This is a genomic window from Clostridium sp., from assembly GCF_036781005.1.
Taxonomy (GTDB): Bacteria; Bacillota; Clostridia; order Clostridiales; family Clostridiaceae; genus Clostridium_B.
In genome coordinates this window covers 20,550-40,646 of sequence record NZ_DAIQBT010000029.1, presented here as the reverse complement: position 1 = coordinate 40,646, position 20,097 = coordinate 20,550, and the positions used below count along the sequence as shown (strand labels likewise).

Genomic DNA, 20,097 nt, shown 5'->3' with positions numbered 1-20,097 from the left:
ATTATAAAATAAATAATGGTAGTATTGACTTTAATTATATTGAAAAAATTATAAATGTGAATGCCCTAAAATAATTAAAAAATCACTTGAAATTCAAACAAAATTTCAAGTGATTTAAAGTTGTTTTATTATTTTTTGTATGCCAAAAGGGAGATATACTGATTTCATTTATTTTAAAAAAATCTTCAGTGAAATTTCTGTATTTCTCCCTTTAGACATGATTGTAGCCCTAAAATACTGCCGTTCTTTATTGCATAGAAACCCAACCAGTTCCACCTTTGACATGGGCTCTTACAATTCTTCCATCACCTTGTACATAACGTATACCCTTATCCTTAAAATCTATAAATGGAAATTCAAGTTCAAATAAATCATATTTGGAAAAGGCTAAAAGATCAGATACAATTTTTCCCATACTATTACATCCATTTTGCATAACAGTTACTAAAAGTGAGTTATAAGATGGATAAGTACTTATAACTCCAGCAGTTGCACTAACAAGGCCTGATATTGTCGCATAAATTCCAGGTGCAAATAGTCCTATTACACCAGCTGTGAGAGAAATGCCGTTTAACTTTGATTCTAATCCTGAAGTACTGCGGTTTTCTATTGACTCTAACATAATTAATTGTGCTTTGTTCATTTGAGCTAGTTCTGCTGCTGTTACTTGGATTGTTGCAATATATTCTGTTGTTGCCATAAAAATACCTTCTTTCATTTTTTATTTATATTTGTAAACTTAACCGATTAAGTAATTACATATATAAAAGAGCGCATTACATTTATAATGTCAACCAAATTAAAATATTTTTTTCTTTTTCATTTATAAATCTTACATAACAATGTTATGTAAGATTTTATTTTCCCTAAAATCAAGGCTTTATAAAGTATTTAAAATAAAATATAATTATAAATATTACATTTTAATAATAATAATCATATTATGTAAGATTAAAATAAGAAGGGAAACATACTATGAAATCAGTAGAACCTATACGAGATTTAAAAACAATAAAAAATATGAGAGCTGTTCTTAAAAGCCAAAGCACTAGAAATGAGCTTTTGTTTATACTAGGCATAAATGTAGGACTTAGAATATCTGATATACTTAAACTTAAATTTGGAGATATAGTAAATTTTAAAAATATGAAGGTACTGGATCACGTAATAATTAAAGAAAAAAAGACCGGTAAAACTAAAAAGTTTTATATAGGATCTATTGTAAAAAAGCTTATAGAAAACTATATAAAAGAACTAGGGGAAGTGTCTAGTGAAGATTATATATTTAAAAGTAATAAAGGAGAAAATAAACCTATATCAAGACAACATGCTTGGTTTATATTAAATACTGCAGCAGAAATTATAGGACTTGTACAAAGAGATGAGTTTGGAAGAATAATTCAAGGGGAAATAGGTACTCATACTATGAGAAAAACATTTGGATATCATGCTTATAAAAATGGAACATCTCTAGAACTTTTAATGGATATTTTTAACCATTCCTGTAAAAGTGAAACTTTAAGATATATTGGTATTACTGAGGAAGAAAAAAGAATGGTTTATTTGAAGAGCAATTTAGGATAATAGATTATTATATATACTTTATATATTAACTAATACATAACCTAATATAATTATTAATACATTATTTTATGCAATATAAAATCCAGTATTACCAAAGTATTGCTTTGGTAATACTGAACTATAATCTGTATATTTGTTTTTATTAATTATTTCAGTAAAATAATCAATATAATTTTTTCCTATCATTTTGTTTTAAAAAATGATTTAGGTTCTTCTACTTCAGGATATTCCTCATATATTATAAATGGATCAACATCTAAACAAGTTGACTCATCATAGGTACCATCTAAGCTCCAAGATAAGGTACCATTAAGTACAGTACAAGTTTCTTTAAAGACTTTGATATCAGATAAAGGTTTAAATATGCCTTTCGTAACTAATTCACTAGCATCATATAAATGAATTGAACCATCATCAAAATAAACATACACTTTAAATTCTTCTGTTGGAATTACTTGAACAACTTCCGGCATGTACTCCATATTTATCCCCCCCTAAGAAAGTGGTGCTATTCTATATAATGGCTTATGATTTCTTGCAAGCTCCCAATTTTGCATTAACTCGTCACTATGAATCTCAGTCCAAGCAAGTATTAATTTTAACTGTCTCTTAGGAAAATATCCTTTAATTACTTTGCAATTAACTATATCTACTAATACCTTATTACCATTATATTCGGCATGAAAATGTGGAGGTATATGATCATTATAGTTTATAGTAACCCTAATTCCAAAAAACAAGCTTATTTCTGGCAAAATAACCACCACCCTAATAATTAATCATATATATTATATCAAATATGTTTTGTTTTATTCAACAATAGCTAACTAATTCCAACTTTAATGCTGTCATTTTTAAATCACCCAATTTGAACTAATATAATAAAATTGTAACAGCTCTATAAAATAACAAAAAGTTTAGAATAACAGTTTGCTTTTAATTATAATATCTTTTCTTATATGGTGTAAGGCAAAGTTAATCGATTAATAAAATCTTATAAATTAAATATATAAATTAAAGGAGAGATTTGTATGCCAAACGTAGGAGATATTACATAACTAGTAAGTATTGACATTCCACTAAGAAAGTACTTTGACAAATTTAATTATGACGTTACTATGGCCGGAGTTGGCGCTCTTGCAATAGCAGCTGCAGTTAATAAAATGTTATCTTAGGTACAAAGTGATCTTTTCACAAAATTAAAAGACAAAGTAAATGTCCAAGCTGCATTTGTAGGGGATGCTGCTACTATAATAGGAGGCCTTTCTGCATATTTAACTTACAATGGACATTATAATAATTTCTCATGGCTATTATACTAGCCACACACATTTGTATCCAAAAAATATTATTTAATAATATTTTAATATCTATTTGACCAACTTTTAAGTAATTTAATATATTCCTTAAAAGTTCAATTGAATAAATTAGTACAATTAACTTAATACATGTACATATACATGTATACAAATTTAATTTATTATTATTTACCATAGGTTTTCTCTTAATTTTTACCTGCTTTAATATAAAATAAAATAATCCAATATTAAAAATAATATACCTACTTAAACTAAACATTCTCATCCTCCATTACAATCCTATAAATCCTCCATAAAATTTAAAACAAAATTTATACTTTCATTCTAAAAGATCAACAAATCAAGTCTATTAATTAGATCTTCTTTTATCATCATATAGAAATAAGTTATGCAATAATTTTTAAAATTAATATAGCAGTTTTCAAAGTAAATCCCTTCTGAATTATTTAAATATAATAGTTGCTATATATTAAAATTATCACATAAATGCCATACCTTTCATAGCAAATTTTTTACACAACACAGCGGTTTACCACATTTTATTATTACTTATTCAATGTATATTTCAACTTTCAACAGTACTCCTTAATTTTATATTATCTATAATTTCACATATTTACTCCTACATAATTTAATATTATAATTAATATATTAACTAATATATTAATTGGCGGTGATATTTTTGAAAATCATTACATTTAGCACCCTTAAAGGTGGAGTTGGCAAAAGTTCTTGTTTATTTAATATATCTGGTATTTTAGCTGAGGATAATAAAAAAGTTTTAGCTCTTGACATAGATCCCCAGGGAAATACAACAAATAACTTCGGTATAGATAGAACTGTCCCCTCCTTTAAAAGTTTTAAAGATATAATGGAGGATAATCTATCTTTAAATGAAGTAATAATAAAATCACCTATATCTGAACTACCTAGTCTAGATATAATCCCAAGTTCTATTTTCCTTACTGGAACGGAGATGAAACTTGTAAGTCTTGCTGGCCGTGAATACATACTTAAAAATTATATAGAAGAAAATATGGATAAGTTTTCTTCCTATGATTACATATTAATTGATACTAATCCTAGCATGAGTATAATAAATCAAAATGCATTTGTGGCAGCAGATAATATAATACTTGTTTCAGACATAAGCATGAATTCTTTGGAAGGCTCTGAGCTATTTATAGCCCTTTGGAATGATATTAGTAAAAGGTTAAGACTTCAACCTAAAATATCGGGATTTTTAATAAATATGTTTGATAAAAGAATAAATCTATCTTCTCAATTCTTTGACTTTTGTAAAAATCACCAGGATATAAGTAAACTACTTTTTAATACTGTAATACCTAACAATGTAAAAATAAAAGAATCAGAGCTTGAGGCAAAACCCATTAATCTATACGATACCTCCTCCTCTGGATATAAAGCTTATGTAAATTTATATAATGAAATGAAAGAAAGGGGAATTCTTTAATGGCAAATAAATTTGAAAAGGCTGTTCAAAATAGAACTTCTGAAATCCTTGAAAGTGGTAAAAAAAACTTACCCAAAGATGAAACTTTAAATAATGATACTCTAGTGGATTTATCGAGTATAATAGATATTAAAGAAAAGAGTGGCAAAAATAAAACCTTTTATCTTGATGAAGAGGTTATAAAAAATATTAAAAAATATGCTAAATCTCAAAAGGTCAGCGAGAGTAAGCTGGTTAATGACATACTTAAACATGTGTTTAAGTTACAATAAAAAATATGCTTCACTTTTTAGCTGATAGATATAAGCATTAATAATTATCACTTATTTTTGTAATAATAGTTTGAGAAAGTATTTTAAAAGGAGTGGTTTAAATGTCATTAGCAGAAAGAATATTTGAAGATGTTAAGGACCTACCAGAAGATAAACAAGTAGAAATTATAGAGTATATAGAATTTATTAAGTATAGAGAAAAAAAATATAAAGAAAAATTAATGGATAGCTTTATAGATGATAATCTAGAAGCACTAAAGGAGCTAGCAAAATGATAGTATTTGAATTAGATGAAATATTAATGCTCCACGAGAAGTTAATTAATAGAACTGGTGGAAGTCATGGTGTAAGAGATATTGAACTATTAAAAAGTGCTTTAGAAAATCCATTTCAAACATTTGCAGGAGAAGAATTATATCCAAATAATATCTCAAAAATAGCTGTTTTAACTCATTCAGTAATAAATAATCATTGCATGATAGATGGGAATAAAAGGTTAGGAATTGCATTGATGGCACTATTATGTCAGCTAAATGGAATCAAATTAGGATATACTCAAGAAGAATTAATAGATCTAGGTCTTAATATAGCAAAAGGCAACTATACCAAAGAAAATATTGAGAACTGGATCGAAAACCATATCAAGTAGCACCTTAACAAATAAGTTATAGATTTACTAAAGGTAAGTATTACAAAAGTGTTTCTTTTGTAATACTTATTTTTATAACTACATCACTCAAGTTAAGTTTGCATTGTTAATACTTAAAATAAAAACATACTTAATGCACTACTTAACATATTACTTTATTATTAATTACTACTAGAAAGTAAGTTAAATTTAATAGTATTGGAAGGTGGAAATTTCGAAAAAATTTTTAATTTCTATAGTTACTATATTTACAATTTAATGATTTGAAAGATATACCAATAACCTATATAATTAATTAAGAACTCATTGATAAACATAGTAAATTAACCGTTAAAATATGAAGTAGAAATTGTTATTTAAAATAGTTTTTTGGAGGTAAAATAGTGAGAAAATCGTTAACACTTTTAAGTGGAATTCTATTAGCAGCGATTACAATTGTAGTATTTTTATATATAAAAATAAATAAGCCATATTCTGAAATTATTAATATTAATTGGTCTATCAAACTACCGAACTCATATAAAGAAATCTATTCAGTAGATAGTGGTAAAAGCTTTCATGGTGATGGAGAAAGATATCATATATTTCAATATAAGAGAAAAGATGATATTGACTTATCCTTAGATTGGGAAAATAATCGAAATTCGGAAATTGAAGCAGAAGTAGAGAAAGTTCTTAATAATTTAAATGTTTCAAATGATAACATGCCAGATTTCCAAAGTAACTATAAATATTACATTACAGGAAAAAATGATTCTTCAAAAATATATTTAATATTTGTTCCTGATACAAAAATACTTTATATAATTGAAGATATATATTAATAATTTTTAAAGTTAAAATAAATCGGTGCTATACTGTATTGTTTACTTAAATATTTTAAAAAGGCTTAATTCCGTACTTTACAGAATTAAGCCTTTTTTCTATTCTAAAAAATAATTTTATATTATAGTTTACAAATTTATTTAATTCTTATCTTTATATTATATATCAGTTAACTGAATTAAATTAAATTTTTAGGAGGTTTTTTTATGAATTTATCACAATTAAAAGAAATATGGCGTGCTGTTGGTGGAGCATGTGCAACACAAGGTTTAAAATACACTTCTGAATTTATATTTAGAGCTGTAGATAAAACTGATCCATCAGTTGTTTACTATTCTGATTCTGATTTAACAGCTAAGGTTCTACAAACCAAAGCTGTTCAAGACATATTAAACAAATGGATAAGAGAATATAAAACTTCAAATAAAAAATCTTTTTCTGACACTATAACTTTCACTAGCTCAAATTCTTCAAACGATTTATATTTATCTATCCATAAAGCAAGTATTGGTGGAAATATAAGTAGTAATGGTTACTTAAACTTCACTATATATGATAATTATAACTTTGAGCACTGGGATTATAGTAAAGCTGAAACATTAAAACAGCTTGGAGTCACTGCAATTAACAATTTTGCTGATTGGAGTGAAGCAAGGTCAGCTCTTAGACCTTTTGGCATATTTATAAATTGTGACTACTATGTGGGATAATAAAAATATGCCGAATTCTAAAATGTAACCGAAAATAATTTAGTTAATACATTACTTAATATATTAACTAATATAATATCAATTATGTTTTAAAAACTATTATACAACATATTTCTAAAATACTAATTACCTTTACTTACCATAGCAAAAATCCATACGCAAATTCGCTGATTAGCGTATGGATTTTTTTAATTCCGTTTCAAAATTTAATTTAGACTTAAAACTATTTTCTATCGAATAATATTATATGAATTTATCTATCTTTTTTATTCTATCTATTGATCTCAGTTAGCTTAAAATCCTCATAAAATTTTAAATTTCTAAGCATTACTAAAGATTTTTCAAACTGCTCTTTAAAAAGCCTAGACTTTTCCTTGATCTCATTAAATTCAATCCACTTTCCCTTTTGATATTCCCAGCTTGCTTTTTCTAATTCAGTAACATCCTTTTCAAATAAAGCAAATTCTTTGATTTTACTTTCATAAGAAGAATTAAGATTTTCAAGTATTGTATCATGTAAAACCTTAAAAGCCACTTCATCTTCATTTTTAAACTTTTCAGTTTCTTCTTCAATATATTCCTTATACATTTTCTTTAAATCTTCTTCTCTATTAAACTTATTACTCTTCTCACTTAACTTTTTACTCTCTACAAAATCTATAATATGCTTGTGAGTGTTTTTAAGATTAACAGTTCCACTTTCTAATGCAAATCTAAGCATTCCAGGAAAGTTTTTTACTGATTTATTATTCTCAAACTCCTTTTCCTGAAGCCAAAGTATATATTTAATTACATCCCATTTATCATACTTATATAAAATTTCTTTTGCTACTATTTCATTGAAGCCTTTATGAACTAAAAAATTATGTAGATCCTCTGGAACCTCCATTTTAAACTTTAATTCTTTTTCATCACTGCTTATTTTAAGCTTTTTATAGGATAAATTTTTAATTAAATCCTCCTTGGTTCCTTCAAATATAAAATATACACATCTTTCAGCTACACCATTTAATATTACTTCATCACCAAAAAAATAATCAGAAATAATATTAAATTTTTTAAGATACTCTAATGGCTTTTTAAGCCTTTCCTTTATTTTTGAAGGCTGATATTCATATATAGGAAGTTTATTTCTAAGTACATCAAAGCTCCTTTTTATGTATATACTTTTATGTCCATTTGAAAGATATGAGTTTCCCTTAAGATATATATATAGTCTTCTTGTAAAACCCCTAGGTGGCAGAGCAAAGTACTCTTTAGGATTTATGTATTTTATATACTGATACCTTATATTATCTACAATAAGCCTATTAAACTGAACTTTACACTTAGTATTTACCTTTTGATCCTTAACCCTTTTCTCGCTGTCAAATTCGCAGTCTACAATAAGGGAAAAACCCTTTGTTTTGGATTTTAAATATTTATCATTTTTTTTATCAAAAATAACTCCATTAGCAAAACTATAATAAGTAGCATTGTTAAGCCTTATTATTTCCTTCATAAGATTGTCTAAACTTTTTCCTCCTGTTGATTTATTCATAAATTTAGCAAGCTCATATAAGGTATACTCCATTTCATCTTCACTAATATCATAAGTGCTGTTTTCTTTGTTAAAATAGATTGGTGTAATCTTTTGAATATATAATCCTATAAGGCCATTCCATACATCCATAGTAGTCATATCTGGAATGGAGCATGTTATAAGCAGCTCTCTCTTCATTCCCTTACTATCTTTCCAGCTCTTATATACTACAGGAAAGTTTTCATAGTCAGCAGGAATAGGTGCCTTTTGAAAATCTTCTTTAAGCACCTTTAAAACCCTTTCAACACTTGGACTTATATCACTTTTTTCTAGCTGCCCTATAGTCATAATTTCCTTTGCACTTGATATAAAAAGAGGAGACTCTATTATATTATTGTCTACTATACTGGTGTTACTTTTTATAATTTTAGTTTTTTTATCCTCTAAGTTTTCCAAAAGAATTCCCCCAAATTATTATATTGATCACCATATTATTTTATCATAAATTTCACGTACTCTACAGAATTTTTCACGTACCTTATGGAATCTTTCACGCACCATATAGAAATTGAGTATTGTACTTTATAGAAAGCTTCTCGTACTTTATAGAATTCTTCACGTACTATATAGAAAAATACCATATTCAAGCCATTGGTACAAGCCACTTTAGAAAAATGTATTTAACAACAACATAATACTGTATATTGTTTTTATACTGTTCTTTTACTGTTCTTTTACTGTGATGAAAAATAGCATAAGTTAATCCATAAGAAGTGTTCTGTAAAACCTTACAATATATAAATATAAAGAAAAATAAGGAGAAAAACGAATATAATATTAAATGAAAGTAAATGAGGGCGGAACAGGTAGCCACCACCACGCTTATGCGGTTGGAGAAGCAGATTACCACATGCCTTGGCTTCCAAAATATATAAAGCCATAGGTTTTCCTATGGCTTTTCATCTATAAAATATCTATTTAAATGCTCTTCTCCCTCAAACCATCTATATGTTTTAGCTCCACAAGTAGCCTTACCTCTTCTATACCCTGGATAATCTTTTTCTGAAACTACCCTAAATAGGGTGTCAATTAATTAATTTACTAGTACAACTTTAAGGCTCCAGTATCTCTAGTAGATCCAAAGAACATCATTACTAGAGTACTCCATAAAAGGAACCAGGGCTACGCCCCCATAATATAATAGTGACGTTTCACTTCACCACCTATTTAACATAATTTATTACAGTTCTTCTACTTATTCCAATTTCTTTTGCTATATCTGTGTAACTTAATCCCTTTTTCCTAAGTTCTTTTACTTTATTTATTTTGTCCATCTTTTCTTGTTCCCTTTCAGTTAATCCATTCTCATTTCTGCGTTGAGATTTATGATACTCATTGGTTCTTTTATTAGTTCTTCTTTTAACTTCTTTTTTATCTATTATAGTTTCTAACTGTCTTTCTTCTTCCTCTGTAATATTTAAAAGCTTTATTAAAGTTGTATTTTTATAATTATATCCTCCCCTGCTATAGGTTCCTGATGGGCAGTCATTTAACCACTCCTTATAAGCTTTCTCAGCTGACTTTGTAGCTTTTGTGGCTTCTGATATGCTTAGAGGTTTTTTAAAGCCATTATTGAAGCCTAAAGTGGATTTTAAAGCATTTTCAGTATTACTCTCATAGCAGCAGCTAAAATATCTATATAAAAAGCACATAAATTCTCTAAGTCCAGTGCTTTTAAGTGTACCATCTTCCATTCTACACATACCCTTTCTTAGCTCCATAAGCTTTACTAAATCTCTAAGACGTGCATAATGCAAACTATATAATGTAAATAGATTTACTACCTTAGGTTTTCTTCCTTTTGACTTATGGTATGGATTTTTTATGTATGGTGTAAGCTCTGGTAAATAGTCTTCTTGAATATTTCTCAAATTGTATGTTTCATTACTATATAATAATAAATCTGCTGTATTTCCATTCTTTTGATTTATACTCCCAGAAAGCCTCATAACCCTTGCTGCATCTATACTTTTTTCATCTGCTCCAATTTCTTTTAATTTGTTTAAAAAATTTTTTTGTACTGCATTCCAAAGTGGTAGAGCTTTATATGGCAATGGCTCTATTAACCAATATATTGCTAGTCCCCTTCCTGTCATAACTACAAAGCTGGCTTCTGGTACTTCTATACCAAAGTAATCATTCTCTAATTGCCAAAGTATTTGATCATTTGTAAGGTCCCTAAGCTTGTCCAAAGTATAATAATCTAAATCTATGTAGAGGGCGTTTAATTTTCTTATATTTTCAATTCTTCTTATAGGCTTGTAAAAACTATTAGGGGATAAATATACATTTACTCCTTCTACACTTAATACTTTCCCTATATTATCCTTTAATTCATCTATTTTATAGTGATATTGTGCCCACTGATTGTCCTTTTTAAGAGCTATAGTAATATATCCATCATCTAATCTATGCAAAGTATCTATATGAAGCACTGCTTTTTCTATATTTTCAACATCTACTTTAATTTCTACTTCTGTACCAGATAAATTTTTAAACAATTTATCTGTATAGTCATATAAACTTAACTGTTCAGCTATCAAAAAAAGCCCCCCTATCTTTCCTTCAAAGATAAAAGAGGCTATGCATTTCTTTATTTAAACTTTTTATATATTCTTGGTTTAATATATTTATTGACTATAGCATATAAATATATTAAACTAAAAGTATATAAGTAAATAAAGTATTCTTCTATCTTTGAAGATACTGTGTTAACTCTTAAAGGTTTTGAGTGGCCAAACTTTTCGCCTTTAGGAGTTTTTTATTTTTCATTATATATTAAAAAATATCATAAATTTACTTAATTCTAAATTTATTTTAACCTTTATTTCCTTATATTTCAATTATATATGAATAAAAATATTTATTTTTTATATTTTTCTATGAATTCTACCATAGCCAGTGCCAATAAATCCTTTTGAGTTTCTTTTCTGCTCTTACAAAATGCAACAAATTCACTTATCACATCTCCATAGGTTTTAAAACTTTTTGAAATAACCTCACCTTTTAGTTTTGGGTTATTTATATTTATCTCAGGAACTTCTATTATATTTTCCTTCTCTTTATGTTCCTTATACCAACTTATTATATCCTTAATTTCTTCTATTTCAGGATAATTAGTTTTTATTACATTTTTAATTGCATCTGCCATTTTCTTATTTAAAACTATGGTTTCATCCTTAGGTAATGCCTTGGTATTACCTTCATTAAGATTATAATTTTCAATATTTTTTTCTGGTAACATTTTAGTATCATCTTTATTGAAATCTTCATTTTCCTTGGGTATTACTATGGTATTACCATCTAAATATTTCTTTGGTATATCATATAAAAAAGTAGATCTATTATATTCAATTCCAGTCCCTTTTATAGTTTCTGAAAAGTCCTTTCTAGTTATATTGAATTTTCTTATAAATTTATCAGTAGTTATTTTATCTTTTTTGCTTCTATTTCTATTTTCTATAGTGTTTTTATTAATTTCTTCTGCTATTTTTGCCAGCTTTTCTATTGTCATATCTAACCTTTTAGTTCTAGACATGGCCCCTCCCCCTTTAAACTTCCCCTAATTTAAGCATTACTTTAGTATTACTTCATTAAAGCTTAAAATCCTTCTTTATTTTATAAAAATTAAAAGGCAATACCTTAGTATATCTAAAGTATTACCTCTATAAAACCAAAAGCTTCTTTTCCAGTAATAAAAAATAAGCACTATACTTTTTAAAAAAAGTAAAAAAATGTTTAAGCAGCAAATAAATTTTACTGCTTAAACATTTTTTTATAGTAAATTTTTAATATATTCACTGCATCATCTACAGAAATATCACCTTTTATTTCTCCAAACTGAGAACCATTTGAATAAAAAATTTTAGCATTATTTTTTGAATTTTTATTTACAGAATAAATGAAATCCTTATCCAATACCTTAAATTCACCATAGTTTTTTAAGTTAATAAATTTTTGCATTTGTTCTGTGAATGTATACTTTTTACCATTGTTATTAACATACTCATATTCTGTTACACTATCATATCCACTTTTTATAGGATAAGCATTTATCTTATTTAATTTAAATCCTTTAAATTCCCCTATTTTATCCTGTTTTCTATTACTAGGATAACTTATAGAACCATTTAATATTTTGTTATAGGTATCCATATTAAAATTAGTTAGAAAATTACATATTAAATAAGATACATTTTTTAGCTCTTTCAAATCCACATATTGAAATTGATCTTCTTTTTTATCTATTTCATTATTAGGGCTTTTATTTATTAACATAAAGGCTGGTATCTCTCCATTATAAAATGAAAGATCATCACTGGAACCTCCAAGTGAAATTTGTAATTTATTTTCTAATTCCTTATTTAGCATTACAGTCATTACATTATTTTCTTGATTAGCATTTCCTATAACTACATCACCAGCATCTTTTTCACCCACCATATCAACATTAATACATCCAAGTGTATTCTTCTTTTCTTCATCTGTTAACTTGGATACAAAATATCTTGATCCACTTCTATAATATTCTTCTGCACTAAAAAACACTATTTCAATATTAAAGGGACTATCATAATTTCTTAACTGTCTTGCCACTTCAAGTATAACACTGACACCAGTACCATTATCTATAACTCCTTTAGTATAATCTGTAGTATCATAATGTGCCGTTAAATATATTGTTTTTTTCTTATCACTATGATTATCTCTTTTAGCAATTACATTTTTTCCAGCACCTTTTTTCTCTGAATTATATGGATTTAGTTTAAAATAATCTTTATTATTTTCTACATATGTTGTAGATTTAAATGTCTGCTTATAAACTGGGAACTCTTGAAACTGAACTATATAACCATATTCTTTAAGTTTATCTTTTAAATAATTGCTGCATATCTTTTCACCCTCTGAACCATAATTCCTTACATTTTCACAAACCCTTTTTAAGTTATCCATTATTAAGTTTTCATCAATAGAAATTTCAATATTCTTCTTATATTTACTTTCAGTTGATAGGCTTTTATCATTATTATCTGCGTTTGTTTTGGAATCACTTGAACAAGAAATAAATACTACACTTATAATTAATGTCATAATTAAGCTTATAACTTTTTTCATAGTATTTTCTCCTTTAATTTTTGTTTATATATTAAATAAAGTGTTTCTAAAGTATGTTATTTAGAAACACTTTACTATATTTTAATTAGTCTTTATGCTCCATAAATATATTTTGTTGCAACCCAACCATAAATACCATTGTATGAAACAGCTGCCCATGTAAGTCCATCAACATCTCTCATTTGGTATCTTGAATCAAATACAACCATATCACCTTTATTTAATTGGCGCAAAATAGTTCCATTGTTACCTGGTGTTTTTCTTAGTCTTACGCCATTTGCAGTTATTGTTCCATATTGTTGTAGAGCTCTAAAATTCATATCTTCTACAACTTCTTCTTGCTGTATGCTATTACTTTCAACTGCAGGTACATTTTTTTCTTGTGCACAAACTGGTACACCTGTTAATAAACTGATTGACATGATTGCTGCCATACAAGCTGATGCTTTTATCCTTGAAGCTCTCTTATATCCCGCCCAGTATTTTCGATAAAAAAGCACATTTCCTTTAGCCTGCTATAGGTTCTGTAATCATATCTTTCCACAATTTTATTTATACTCATGTTGGTGGTTATAATAAGAGGAAGCCTAGAGTTATTTCCCTTCTCCACTATTTGATATATGATAGCTCTTGTCCATTTATTATCTTTTTCTGCAATTATATGCATTTTATTGGGATTAATGTTACAATTGTTATATAATCTATTTACAATATATTTCACATTTGTAGATATAAACAGTATTAGTTAAAACCTGTACTTAATAAGGGGGTAAAAATGTCTGAATACAATTTTTCCAACAAAGAGCTTTTTATATTTTTTATGGTAACCTTTGGTTTGACCATAGGTATGGGTATTGTTATGGGGTTTGCATACACTAAATATCCAGTGGATTCTTTTACCTTAACACAGATGTATTATCCATCTATAGGTGTGATGACAGCTTTATTGTTAAACAAAGAAAGACGCAAAAACCTTCCCATGAAATTTTATGGAGTTTATTTGTTTTTTACCATTACATCAATTTTAGTTCTTTTAATAGATATATTTGTACTTAATAAAGATCCAAATGCATATATGCTAATGTTGTGGGTTGTAGGGAGCATTATCTTATCTCTTGTATATTTTATAGATAAAAAAGAGAAAATATATCATTCCGGATTGGGACTTGATAAAAATGTGAAATCATCTATTGGTTATACTTTGTTATTTGTTGTTCTATGTATATGTGAGAGCTTTTTAAGTGCACTTATCTCGGGAAATAGTAAAAAATTTATTGATGCTTTCATAAGCACAGAAAAATCGAATAGCGTATTTCACTTTCCGAGTATGTGTATTGCATTTTTAGGAGAAGAATATGGCTGGAGATATTTCCTTCAACCTGCCCTTCAACAAAGACTGGGTAAACGAAAGGGTGTAATTCTTTTGGGGATTATATGGGGAATATGGCATTTGCCAATAAATTTATTTTATTATAGTCCAGCAACGCCTTTTTACTCTGTTTTAAATCAATTGATTGTCTGTATTGGCTATGCCATATTCTTTGGATTTGTCTATATGAAAACGGAAAACATATGGGCTGTTACTGTAATCCATTTCGCAAACAATGGAATTGTTCCTACCCTTAACAGTGCTGCAGGAGTTAATGTTATCCTTAGCGGGAAATTAGTATTAGCAAACTTAATTTGTTTCTGTGTAATCTATTTGCCTTTCATATTTACTAAAGAATATAGTGAAACAGAAAAAAATACTTTTACTATTCACTCATAGATCTGTGCTCTTTGCCCTTTACTATATATCCTCTCTATATTCCAAAATATCACCCGGTTGGCATTGTAGTATTTTGCATAATGCATCAAGAGTTGTAAATCTAAAAGCTTTTGCCTTTTGATTTTTAAAGTTAGAAACATTAGCCATAGTCATACCAAGCTTTTGGGATAATTCTGTTAGTGGCATTTTTCTTTTTGCCATCATAACATCTAAATTTACAACTATCATACTTGTCCCTCCAATTAAAAAGTAAGATCCATTTCTTCTTTTATCTCAGCAGCTTTTCTAAAAATATTTGACATAACTAAGGAAAGAAATCCCGCTGTTATAGCAACAAAGGGGATAACTATCATAGGAATAATTGTTCCTGCATACAGAAAAAAGTCCTGTACAAAATATAAGAATAACTCTGCTAATATAAAAATTATAACTTCACTAAATGCACATATTGCCATCCCTTTGAACTCCTCAGCAATTTTAGGTGAAAAGGAATTCCCTTCGGTAAGTAACTTACATATGGATTTTAATTTAAACAGCGGCACAACATAAGGAGCAGCACAAGCATATATACACCAACATTTTAATGATTACAATAAATATTTATCATTATTCTTTATATTTTTATCGTTCTTACAACATTTTTTATGAATATAATTTTCGTATCCTTCAGTTCTAAAAATTTCTTGGTCTTGATATAGAAGTCAAAAGCAAAGAAAAAAGTGCCTCATCCTGCAAAGATTAGCACTTCTTCCTTAACAAATTTACTTAATTAAATTCATCCAATAGCCCTAAAACAAAATAAGCACTCTGTGAAAGCAACTAGCACCAAATCAAAGATTTGGGTTATCTGCTTTTGTTCTAAGACTTGGCTTAGTGTTGACGCACTAAGCTTTTCTTATTTATATTATATCAATTTATCAATCATGATATTATGCACCTTTCACATTTATAAACCGCCATAAGTTGTGCAGCTACCTAATAATTTGTTATTAAATATTCTCTACAAACTGAATTTTTAATCCATTTGGATCTAATACATAGAAAAACTTGGTATGTGGATTAGGTTGAAATGGTCCACTATGGATGTCTATGCCCTTTTCTTTAACTAAAGCCATCATTTCATCTAATGAATTCACTTCAAATCCCAGTGAAATATCTTGCCCAAAATTTACTTCATTAGAAGCTTCATTGCATACAAGTTCAATCTTTGTTTCTCCATCTCCTAAAAATGTAATTTCTACCCCTGGCCCTGCTTTGAATCTTCTATCCACCTGAAGCCCAATTATTTCTTTATAAAACTTTAAAGATTCCTCCATATTTTTAACCATTAATGTACTCCAGCAAAATTTCATAATCTAGTTCCCCCTATTCTATAAATTCTCAAAAAATAATACTATAATAACATTATAATCCACCCTTGGTAGCACATCAATTACTATTCCTCCACTATGTTATTTACTATCTTCTCTGCCAATGGAATAAATATATTAGCCAATGGCACAGAGATGGCTGTACCCAACAATGCAGATTTTAAAAATGCTATAAAAAAGCCCTCTCTAAATCCATAATTTATTAATACCATAAAAAAGGCAATGGGTATAGATATAAATGCAGCAGCAAGACATGAAAAGACAACTCCCCTATACTTCTTATTTATTTTCACAAATATCATCCCCCTCATTAATCTTCTCTATTAATATCTATTCAGTGCCTTTGCTTGTTATAACGACCACTATCACAGGAGAAATTTTTACGCTAAATGCAAGTTAAAATAAAACACTCCTCATTTATCAATAATATATTCACCTTAGAATAGATTTTGCTTATCTTTTTATTGCATTTAATCTAATTTTAATCTTCTACAAGTACAATAATGAATGTTAGTATAAAGTTGCCGAAGTGAAAATGAGTTAATTAAGGGTTTAAAAATTGTTCAAGCAGATATAATGTATTATGAAATAATATCATTCCAGTTGTTACTAGAGGTGAAAAAACTGGATTATATAACATAGGCATATGTAGTTAAATGCTTTTGAGATTGACCTCTTACAATAATACTTTCAAAATGTTACAATATAAAAGATGCATAGCAAAAAGTTAAGAAGCTAGATATTTAATAATCATTGAATGCAAGATAAGGAATACAAGGAGGAAAATGCTAAATTGGATAAGATTCTTTTTATATCATCTAACTATACTGGAAATGGTCATAAAAGTATAATTCAGTCCTTATATAATCAATTTGAAAAATTAAACCAAGGGATATCCATTGAAGAGGTAGATGCTTTTTTACTTGGTGGTGTTTTTACAAAAACATTGTCCAAGCTTTATAATAAAGTGGCAGTCTTTGCTCCTCGTTTATGGGGGGCTTTATATAAATTAGGGAATAAAATTCCCAGCCTTATTAATTCTTTCATAGAAAGTACCATAAAAAAGAATTTTCTTAAGCTAATACAAGAAAGCAAACCAAACTTAATTGTCACTGTTCATCCAGCTTTCATAGGATCTATTATTAATATTCTCGAAAAAAATGGTTTAAATATACCTGTTATAGTAATAGTAGCGGATTTGGACAATATCTCCCATCTTTGGGCTGATAAACGTTCATTATATACTCTATGCCCGTCAAAAGAATCCTATAATAGCTTAGTTGAGCTAGGAATTCCTAAAGATAGGTTGAGGATTTTTGGGTTTCCAACAAGGGATATATTCAACCATGTAAGTGCTGAAAATGTCCATATACCAATAGCTTGTACCGTTGATAATAGCAGACTTAATTTTTTCATTATGAATGGCAGTCAAGGTGGAAGTTTTTCAAAACAAATATCTGAAAGCCTTTTAGAAAACTTTAATTGTAATGTGGTAATTTTAGTTGGAAAGAATACTAGGCTTAAGAAATCCCTTGAGAGCTATTTGAAACCTAAATACCCTGACAGGATAACAGTTTACGGATTTACTGATAAAGTTAACTACTATATGATGAATTCCGACATACTTCTAATAAGAGCTAGTCCTAACGTACTTATGGAAGCTATAAATTTGTGCAAACCAATAATAATAACAGGCTCCTTTACAGGACAAGAAGAAAAAAACCCTCAGTTTGTTACACGTAACAATCTAGGAGTTGAGTGTGAGGATATAAATAAGCTGCCGCAAGTTGTAAGGGAACTTATTGATAATAATGGAAAAATGCTTAAAGAAATAAGAGAAAGTCAATTAAAATTTAGACAGCCTAATGCAGCAAGTGATATAGTTAAATTTATTGTAAGTGTTTTGCAAAATATCAAAAACAAAAGGGATTAAACTTCTGTCCCTTTATGTTTCATAATTGATATTATTCTAGGTCTATTATATCTTTGAATTATTATAAAAGGAAAATTTAATATGATGGCTAAAAACAGCATAGAAATAAATGCTGTAATGCCATCAAATATTAAAAATATAACTGTAGAAAAAATAATAGACCAGTGTGTAAATTCAGCTTTGCATGACTCCATTAAATATTTCGCTATAAATTCACCCTGGAATTCCTTTATAAATTTTTTAGGAAATATAGATTTAATAAAATCAGCTAATTCTGGAAGTTTCTTTTTCCATGCCCTCACTTTAAATTTATCTTGATAAAACTCTCCGCCCTTTTCCCAATTTCTTTCCTTGTACATCCAGCTATTATATCGATAATACCGTTCAGGCAATTTTGTTGATACAAATGTTAATATCATCGAAATAAAAAGGAATACTCCCGTGTAAATTGCAAACTTTCTTAAAAAAGATGATTTAGATATTATTCTCATAGTATGCCCTCCAATACAAAATCATATTTCCGACGAAGCTTATCTTTGCTAAATTATATTTTCAATGTCTTCTTAAAATTATCCAACAGCACGAGGCTATGACCAAAATTGATAAATTCTGAACTGTAGAAATGCTCTTATGAAAAATAAAATAGGAACAAATTAAAGGATAAATTATTGTAAGAGACATTTGAACAGGTACAATATGTATTATATCACCAAATTTATATGCAACTTGTAGAAATGCCCCTGAAATAAATCCAACAATAATATATTCATATATATAAGCAGATCTAAAAATTCCGGCAAATGAACCTCTTCCAGTATTAACACTTACATTTAATATAACATATGCAACTCCGCCAGTAAGTCCGGATATAGATGAAAATAAAACGGCCTTTATCTTATTCGTCAATTTTTTTAAAAAAACTGGTATTAACAATAAAAATGGAGACAAGGTCAATGCATAAAAGGCTGTTTTATCAACGTATGTAATAGTTTTCCTTTGCTGAGCAGCACAGATTACATATAGGCAGACAATAATAATTATTGCAAATAGTATATCTGATTTGTAAAGCTCCTCTTTTAAAAAAATGTGTGACAGAATAATAACAAATACTATACCTAAGCCTGAAATTGCTGAAATCACTTCAGGAGCCAGTCCTTTAGAGGCAATTGCTGTTGGAAAAACAGAAATATTATAGGCCAATATAAGCCCTATAACCCATATTATTAAGTCAGAGGAAATCTTCATATTTTTTATATTTTTCAAATTAATTAGTTCTTTAAAATTTATGCCGCTTGTACCTTTTTTTTGCAGCAATATGCCTATAGAATGTAAAAGTATTCCCATAATTGCCAATATGACACTCCATAAATTAGTCATTTCATAATACCTCGAATAAACATTATTTAATTTTTTTAAAGCTATTTACATTACCTTGTAGATACTTTATTATATAACATAAATATTAAAATTATATTAATTTTTAAAATTTTAAAAAA

The 20,097-nt window shown here is 27.8% G+C and carries 24 protein-coding genes; 9 read left to right on the top strand and 15 right to left on the bottom strand.

Annotation, left to right across the window (positions count from 1 at the left end; translation table 11 throughout):
* Positions 1–247: 247 nt before the first annotated feature.
* Positions 248–700, bottom strand: a complete 453-nt coding sequence (locus tag V7Q02_RS11840; protein ID WP_279146117.1) for a hypothetical protein — start codon at positions 698–700, stop codon at positions 248–250.
* A gap of 275 nt (positions 701–975) precedes the next feature.
* Here V7Q02_RS11840 and V7Q02_RS11835 point away from each other — a divergent pair, with 275 nt between their 5' ends.
* Positions 976–1,584, top strand: a complete 609-nt coding sequence (locus tag V7Q02_RS11835; RefSeq protein WP_279146115.1) for a tyrosine-type recombinase/integrase — start codon at positions 976–978, stop codon at positions 1,582–1,584.
* Between the two features lie 182 nt (positions 1,585–1,766).
* Here V7Q02_RS11835 and V7Q02_RS11830 read toward each other — a convergent pair whose 3' ends face one another.
* The gene (locus tag V7Q02_RS11830) at positions 1,767–2,066 is read right to left on the bottom strand and encodes a DUF2442 domain-containing protein (RefSeq protein ID WP_279146113.1); all 300 of its coding nucleotides are present in this window, start codon (positions 2,064–2,066) and stop codon (positions 1,767–1,769) included.
* A gap of 12 nt (positions 2,067–2,078) precedes the next feature.
* A complete protein-coding gene (locus V7Q02_RS11825) occupies positions 2,079–2,339 on the bottom strand; it encodes a DUF4160 domain-containing protein (RefSeq protein ID WP_279146112.1) in 261 nt (86 codons plus the stop codon).
* 1,246 nt (positions 2,340–3,585) lie between these two features.
* Between V7Q02_RS11825 and V7Q02_RS11820 the strand changes: the two genes are divergently transcribed.
* From V7Q02_RS11820 to V7Q02_RS11795, 6 genes are all read left to right on the top strand, one after another.
* Positions 3,586–4,377, top strand: a complete 792-nt coding sequence (locus V7Q02_RS11820) for a ParA family protein (RefSeq protein WP_279146110.1) — start codon at positions 3,586–3,588, stop codon at positions 4,375–4,377.
* Positions 4,377–4,649, top strand: coding sequence for a DUF6364 family protein (locus tag V7Q02_RS11815; RefSeq protein ID WP_279146107.1), 273 nt, complete (start codon positions 4,377–4,379; stop codon positions 4,647–4,649). The genes V7Q02_RS11820 and V7Q02_RS11815 overlap by 1 nt, the downstream gene beginning before the upstream one ends.
* 101 nt (positions 4,650–4,750) lie before the next feature.
* The gene (locus tag V7Q02_RS11810; protein WP_279146106.1) at positions 4,751–4,924 is read left to right on the top strand and encodes a hypothetical protein; all 174 of its coding nucleotides are present in this window, start codon (positions 4,751–4,753) and stop codon (positions 4,922–4,924) included.
* Positions 4,921–5,298, top strand: coding sequence for a type II toxin-antitoxin system death-on-curing family toxin (locus tag V7Q02_RS11805; RefSeq protein WP_279146104.1), 378 nt, complete (start codon positions 4,921–4,923; stop codon positions 5,296–5,298). The genes V7Q02_RS11810 and V7Q02_RS11805 overlap by 4 nt, the downstream gene beginning before the upstream one ends.
* Before the next feature lie 383 nt (positions 5,299–5,681).
* Positions 5,682–6,122: a hypothetical protein gene (locus V7Q02_RS11800; protein WP_279146102.1), complete on the top strand. Its 441-nt coding sequence runs from the start codon at positions 5,682–5,684 to the stop codon at positions 6,120–6,122.
* Positions 6,123–6,329: 207 nt separating this feature from the next.
* The gene (locus V7Q02_RS11795; protein WP_279146100.1) at positions 6,330–6,833 is read left to right on the top strand and encodes a hypothetical protein; all 504 of its coding nucleotides are present in this window, start codon (positions 6,330–6,332) and stop codon (positions 6,831–6,833) included.
* Between the two features lie 271 nt (positions 6,834–7,104).
* On the opposite strand, the gene V7Q02_RS11790 is transcribed toward V7Q02_RS11795, so the two are convergent.
* The 6 genes from V7Q02_RS11790 to V7Q02_RS11765 form a co-directional block, all read right to left on the bottom strand.
* On the bottom strand, positions 7,105–8,811 hold the full coding sequence (locus V7Q02_RS11790; protein ID WP_279146098.1) for a replication initiator protein A: 1,707 nt from the start codon (positions 8,809–8,811) through the stop codon (positions 7,105–7,107).
* Between the two features lie 767 nt (positions 8,812–9,578).
* Entirely contained in the window at positions 9,579–10,958 is a 1,380-nt protein-coding gene (locus V7Q02_RS11785; RefSeq protein ID WP_279146096.1) for a helix-turn-helix domain-containing protein, read from the bottom strand.
* Positions 10,959–11,278: 320 nt separating this feature from the next.
* Positions 11,279–11,953 carry a hypothetical protein gene (locus V7Q02_RS11780; RefSeq protein ID WP_279146095.1) on the bottom strand — a complete coding sequence of 225 codons (675 nt, stop codon included), beginning with the start codon at positions 11,951–11,953 and terminating at the stop codon, positions 11,279–11,281.
* A gap of 218 nt (positions 11,954–12,171) precedes the next feature.
* Positions 12,172–13,530, bottom strand: coding sequence for a M28 family metallopeptidase (locus V7Q02_RS11775; protein WP_279146094.1), 1,359 nt, complete (start codon positions 13,528–13,530; stop codon positions 12,172–12,174).
* Between the two features lie 92 nt (positions 13,531–13,622).
* The gene (locus V7Q02_RS11770; RefSeq protein ID WP_333861209.1) at positions 13,623–14,030 is read right to left on the bottom strand and encodes an SH3 domain-containing protein; all 408 of its coding nucleotides are present in this window, start codon (positions 14,028–14,030) and stop codon (positions 13,623–13,625) included.
* The gene (locus V7Q02_RS11765) at positions 13,979–14,197 is read right to left on the bottom strand and encodes a hypothetical protein (RefSeq protein WP_333861208.1); all 219 of its coding nucleotides are present in this window, start codon (positions 14,195–14,197) and stop codon (positions 13,979–13,981) included. The genes V7Q02_RS11770 and V7Q02_RS11765 overlap by 52 nt, the downstream gene beginning before the upstream one ends.
* A 108-nt stretch (positions 14,198–14,305) precedes the next feature.
* Here V7Q02_RS11765 and V7Q02_RS11760 point away from each other — a divergent pair, with 108 nt between their 5' ends.
* A complete protein-coding gene (locus tag V7Q02_RS11760) occupies positions 14,306–15,298 on the top strand; it encodes a CPBP family intramembrane glutamic endopeptidase (protein ID WP_333861207.1) in 993 nt (330 codons plus the stop codon).
* Between the two features lie 21 nt (positions 15,299–15,319).
* Here the strand turns inward: V7Q02_RS11760 and V7Q02_RS11755 are convergent, their stop codons facing one another.
* From V7Q02_RS11755 to V7Q02_RS11740, 4 genes are all read right to left on the bottom strand, one after another.
* Complete coding sequence (locus V7Q02_RS11755) at positions 15,320–15,526, bottom strand: helix-turn-helix domain-containing protein (protein WP_333861206.1); 207 nt, start codon at positions 15,524–15,526, stop codon at positions 15,320–15,322.
* A gap of 14 nt (positions 15,527–15,540) precedes the next feature.
* A complete protein-coding gene (locus V7Q02_RS11750; protein WP_333861213.1) occupies positions 15,541–15,867 on the bottom strand; it encodes a DUF2975 domain-containing protein in 327 nt (108 codons plus the stop codon).
* Positions 15,868–16,287: 420 nt separating this feature from the next.
* Positions 16,288–16,650: a VOC family protein gene (locus V7Q02_RS11745; RefSeq protein WP_333861205.1), complete on the bottom strand. Its 363-nt coding sequence runs from the start codon at positions 16,648–16,650 to the stop codon at positions 16,288–16,290.
* Positions 16,651–16,733: 83 nt separating this feature from the next.
* Positions 16,734–16,961: a DUF2798 domain-containing protein gene (locus V7Q02_RS11740; protein WP_170063635.1), complete on the bottom strand. Its 228-nt coding sequence runs from the start codon at positions 16,959–16,961 to the stop codon at positions 16,734–16,736.
* A gap of 500 nt (positions 16,962–17,461) precedes the next feature.
* Here V7Q02_RS11740 and V7Q02_RS11735 point away from each other — a divergent pair, with 500 nt between their 5' ends.
* Positions 17,462–18,601 (top strand): MGDG synthase family glycosyltransferase, encoded by a 1,140-nt coding sequence (locus tag V7Q02_RS11735; RefSeq protein ID WP_170063636.1) that lies wholly within the window; start codon positions 17,462–17,464, stop codon positions 18,599–18,601.
* Here V7Q02_RS11735 and V7Q02_RS11730 read toward each other — a convergent pair.
* Positions 18,598–19,092, bottom strand: a complete 495-nt coding sequence (locus V7Q02_RS11730) for a glycosyl-4,4'-diaponeurosporenoate acyltransferase (RefSeq protein ID WP_106062825.1) — start codon at positions 19,090–19,092, stop codon at positions 18,598–18,600. The two genes, V7Q02_RS11735 and V7Q02_RS11730, sit on opposite strands and share 4 nt — an antisense overlap.
* Positions 19,093–19,153: 61 nt before the next feature.
* Positions 19,154–19,978, bottom strand: a complete 825-nt coding sequence (locus tag V7Q02_RS11725) for a hypothetical protein (protein WP_333861204.1) — start codon at positions 19,976–19,978, stop codon at positions 19,154–19,156.
* Positions 19,979–20,097 lie beyond the last annotated feature (119 nt).

What these genes read in the sequence shown, in the direction of transcription:
- V7Q02_RS11815 (WP_279146107.1), top strand. Translation starts at nt 4,377, where the DNA reads ATGGCAAATAAATTTGAAAAGGCTGTTCAAAATAGAACTTCTGAAATC.
- V7Q02_RS11725 (WP_333861204.1), bottom strand. Translation starts at nt 19,978, where the DNA reads ATGACTAATTTATGGAGTGTCATATTGGCAATTATGGGAATACTTTTA.
- V7Q02_RS11775 (WP_279146094.1), bottom strand. Translation starts at nt 13,530, where the DNA reads ATGAAAAAAGTTATAAGCTTAATTATGACATTAATTATAAGTGTAGTA.
- V7Q02_RS11730 (WP_106062825.1), bottom strand. Translation starts at nt 19,092, where the DNA reads ATGAGAATAATATCTAAATCATCTTTTTTAAGAAAGTTTGCAATTTAC.
- V7Q02_RS11830 (WP_279146113.1), bottom strand. Translation starts at nt 2,066, where the DNA reads ATGGAGTACATGCCGGAAGTTGTTCAAGTAATTCCAACAGAAGAATTT.
- V7Q02_RS11755 (WP_333861206.1), bottom strand. Translation starts at nt 15,526, where the DNA reads ATGATAGTTGTAAATTTAGATGTTATGATGGCAAAAAGAAAAATGCCA.
- V7Q02_RS11780 (WP_279146095.1), bottom strand. Translation starts at nt 11,953, where the DNA reads ATGTCTAGAACTAAAAGGTTAGATATGACAATAGAAAAGCTGGCAAAA.
- V7Q02_RS11810 (WP_279146106.1), top strand. Translation starts at nt 4,751, where the DNA reads ATGTCATTAGCAGAAAGAATATTTGAAGATGTTAAGGACCTACCAGAA.
- V7Q02_RS11765 (WP_333861208.1), bottom strand. Translation starts at nt 14,197, where the DNA reads ATGCATATAATTGCAGAAAAAGATAATAAATGGACAAGAGCTATCATA.
- V7Q02_RS11760 (WP_333861207.1), top strand. Translation starts at nt 14,306, where the DNA reads ATGTCTGAATACAATTTTTCCAACAAAGAGCTTTTTATATTTTTTATG.
- V7Q02_RS11840 (WP_279146117.1), bottom strand. Translation starts at nt 700, where the DNA reads ATGGCAACAACAGAATATATTGCAACAATCCAAGTAACAGCAGCAGAA.
- V7Q02_RS11805 (WP_279146104.1), top strand. Translation starts at nt 4,921, where the DNA reads ATGATAGTATTTGAATTAGATGAAATATTAATGCTCCACGAGAAGTTA.
- V7Q02_RS11745 (WP_333861205.1), bottom strand. Translation starts at nt 16,650, where the DNA reads ATGAAATTTTGCTGGAGTACATTAATGGTTAAAAATATGGAGGAATCT.
- V7Q02_RS11795 (WP_279146100.1), top strand. Translation starts at nt 6,330, where the DNA reads ATGAATTTATCACAATTAAAAGAAATATGGCGTGCTGTTGGTGGAGCA.
- V7Q02_RS11835 (WP_279146115.1), top strand. Translation starts at nt 976, where the DNA reads ATGAAATCAGTAGAACCTATACGAGATTTAAAAACAATAAAAAATATG.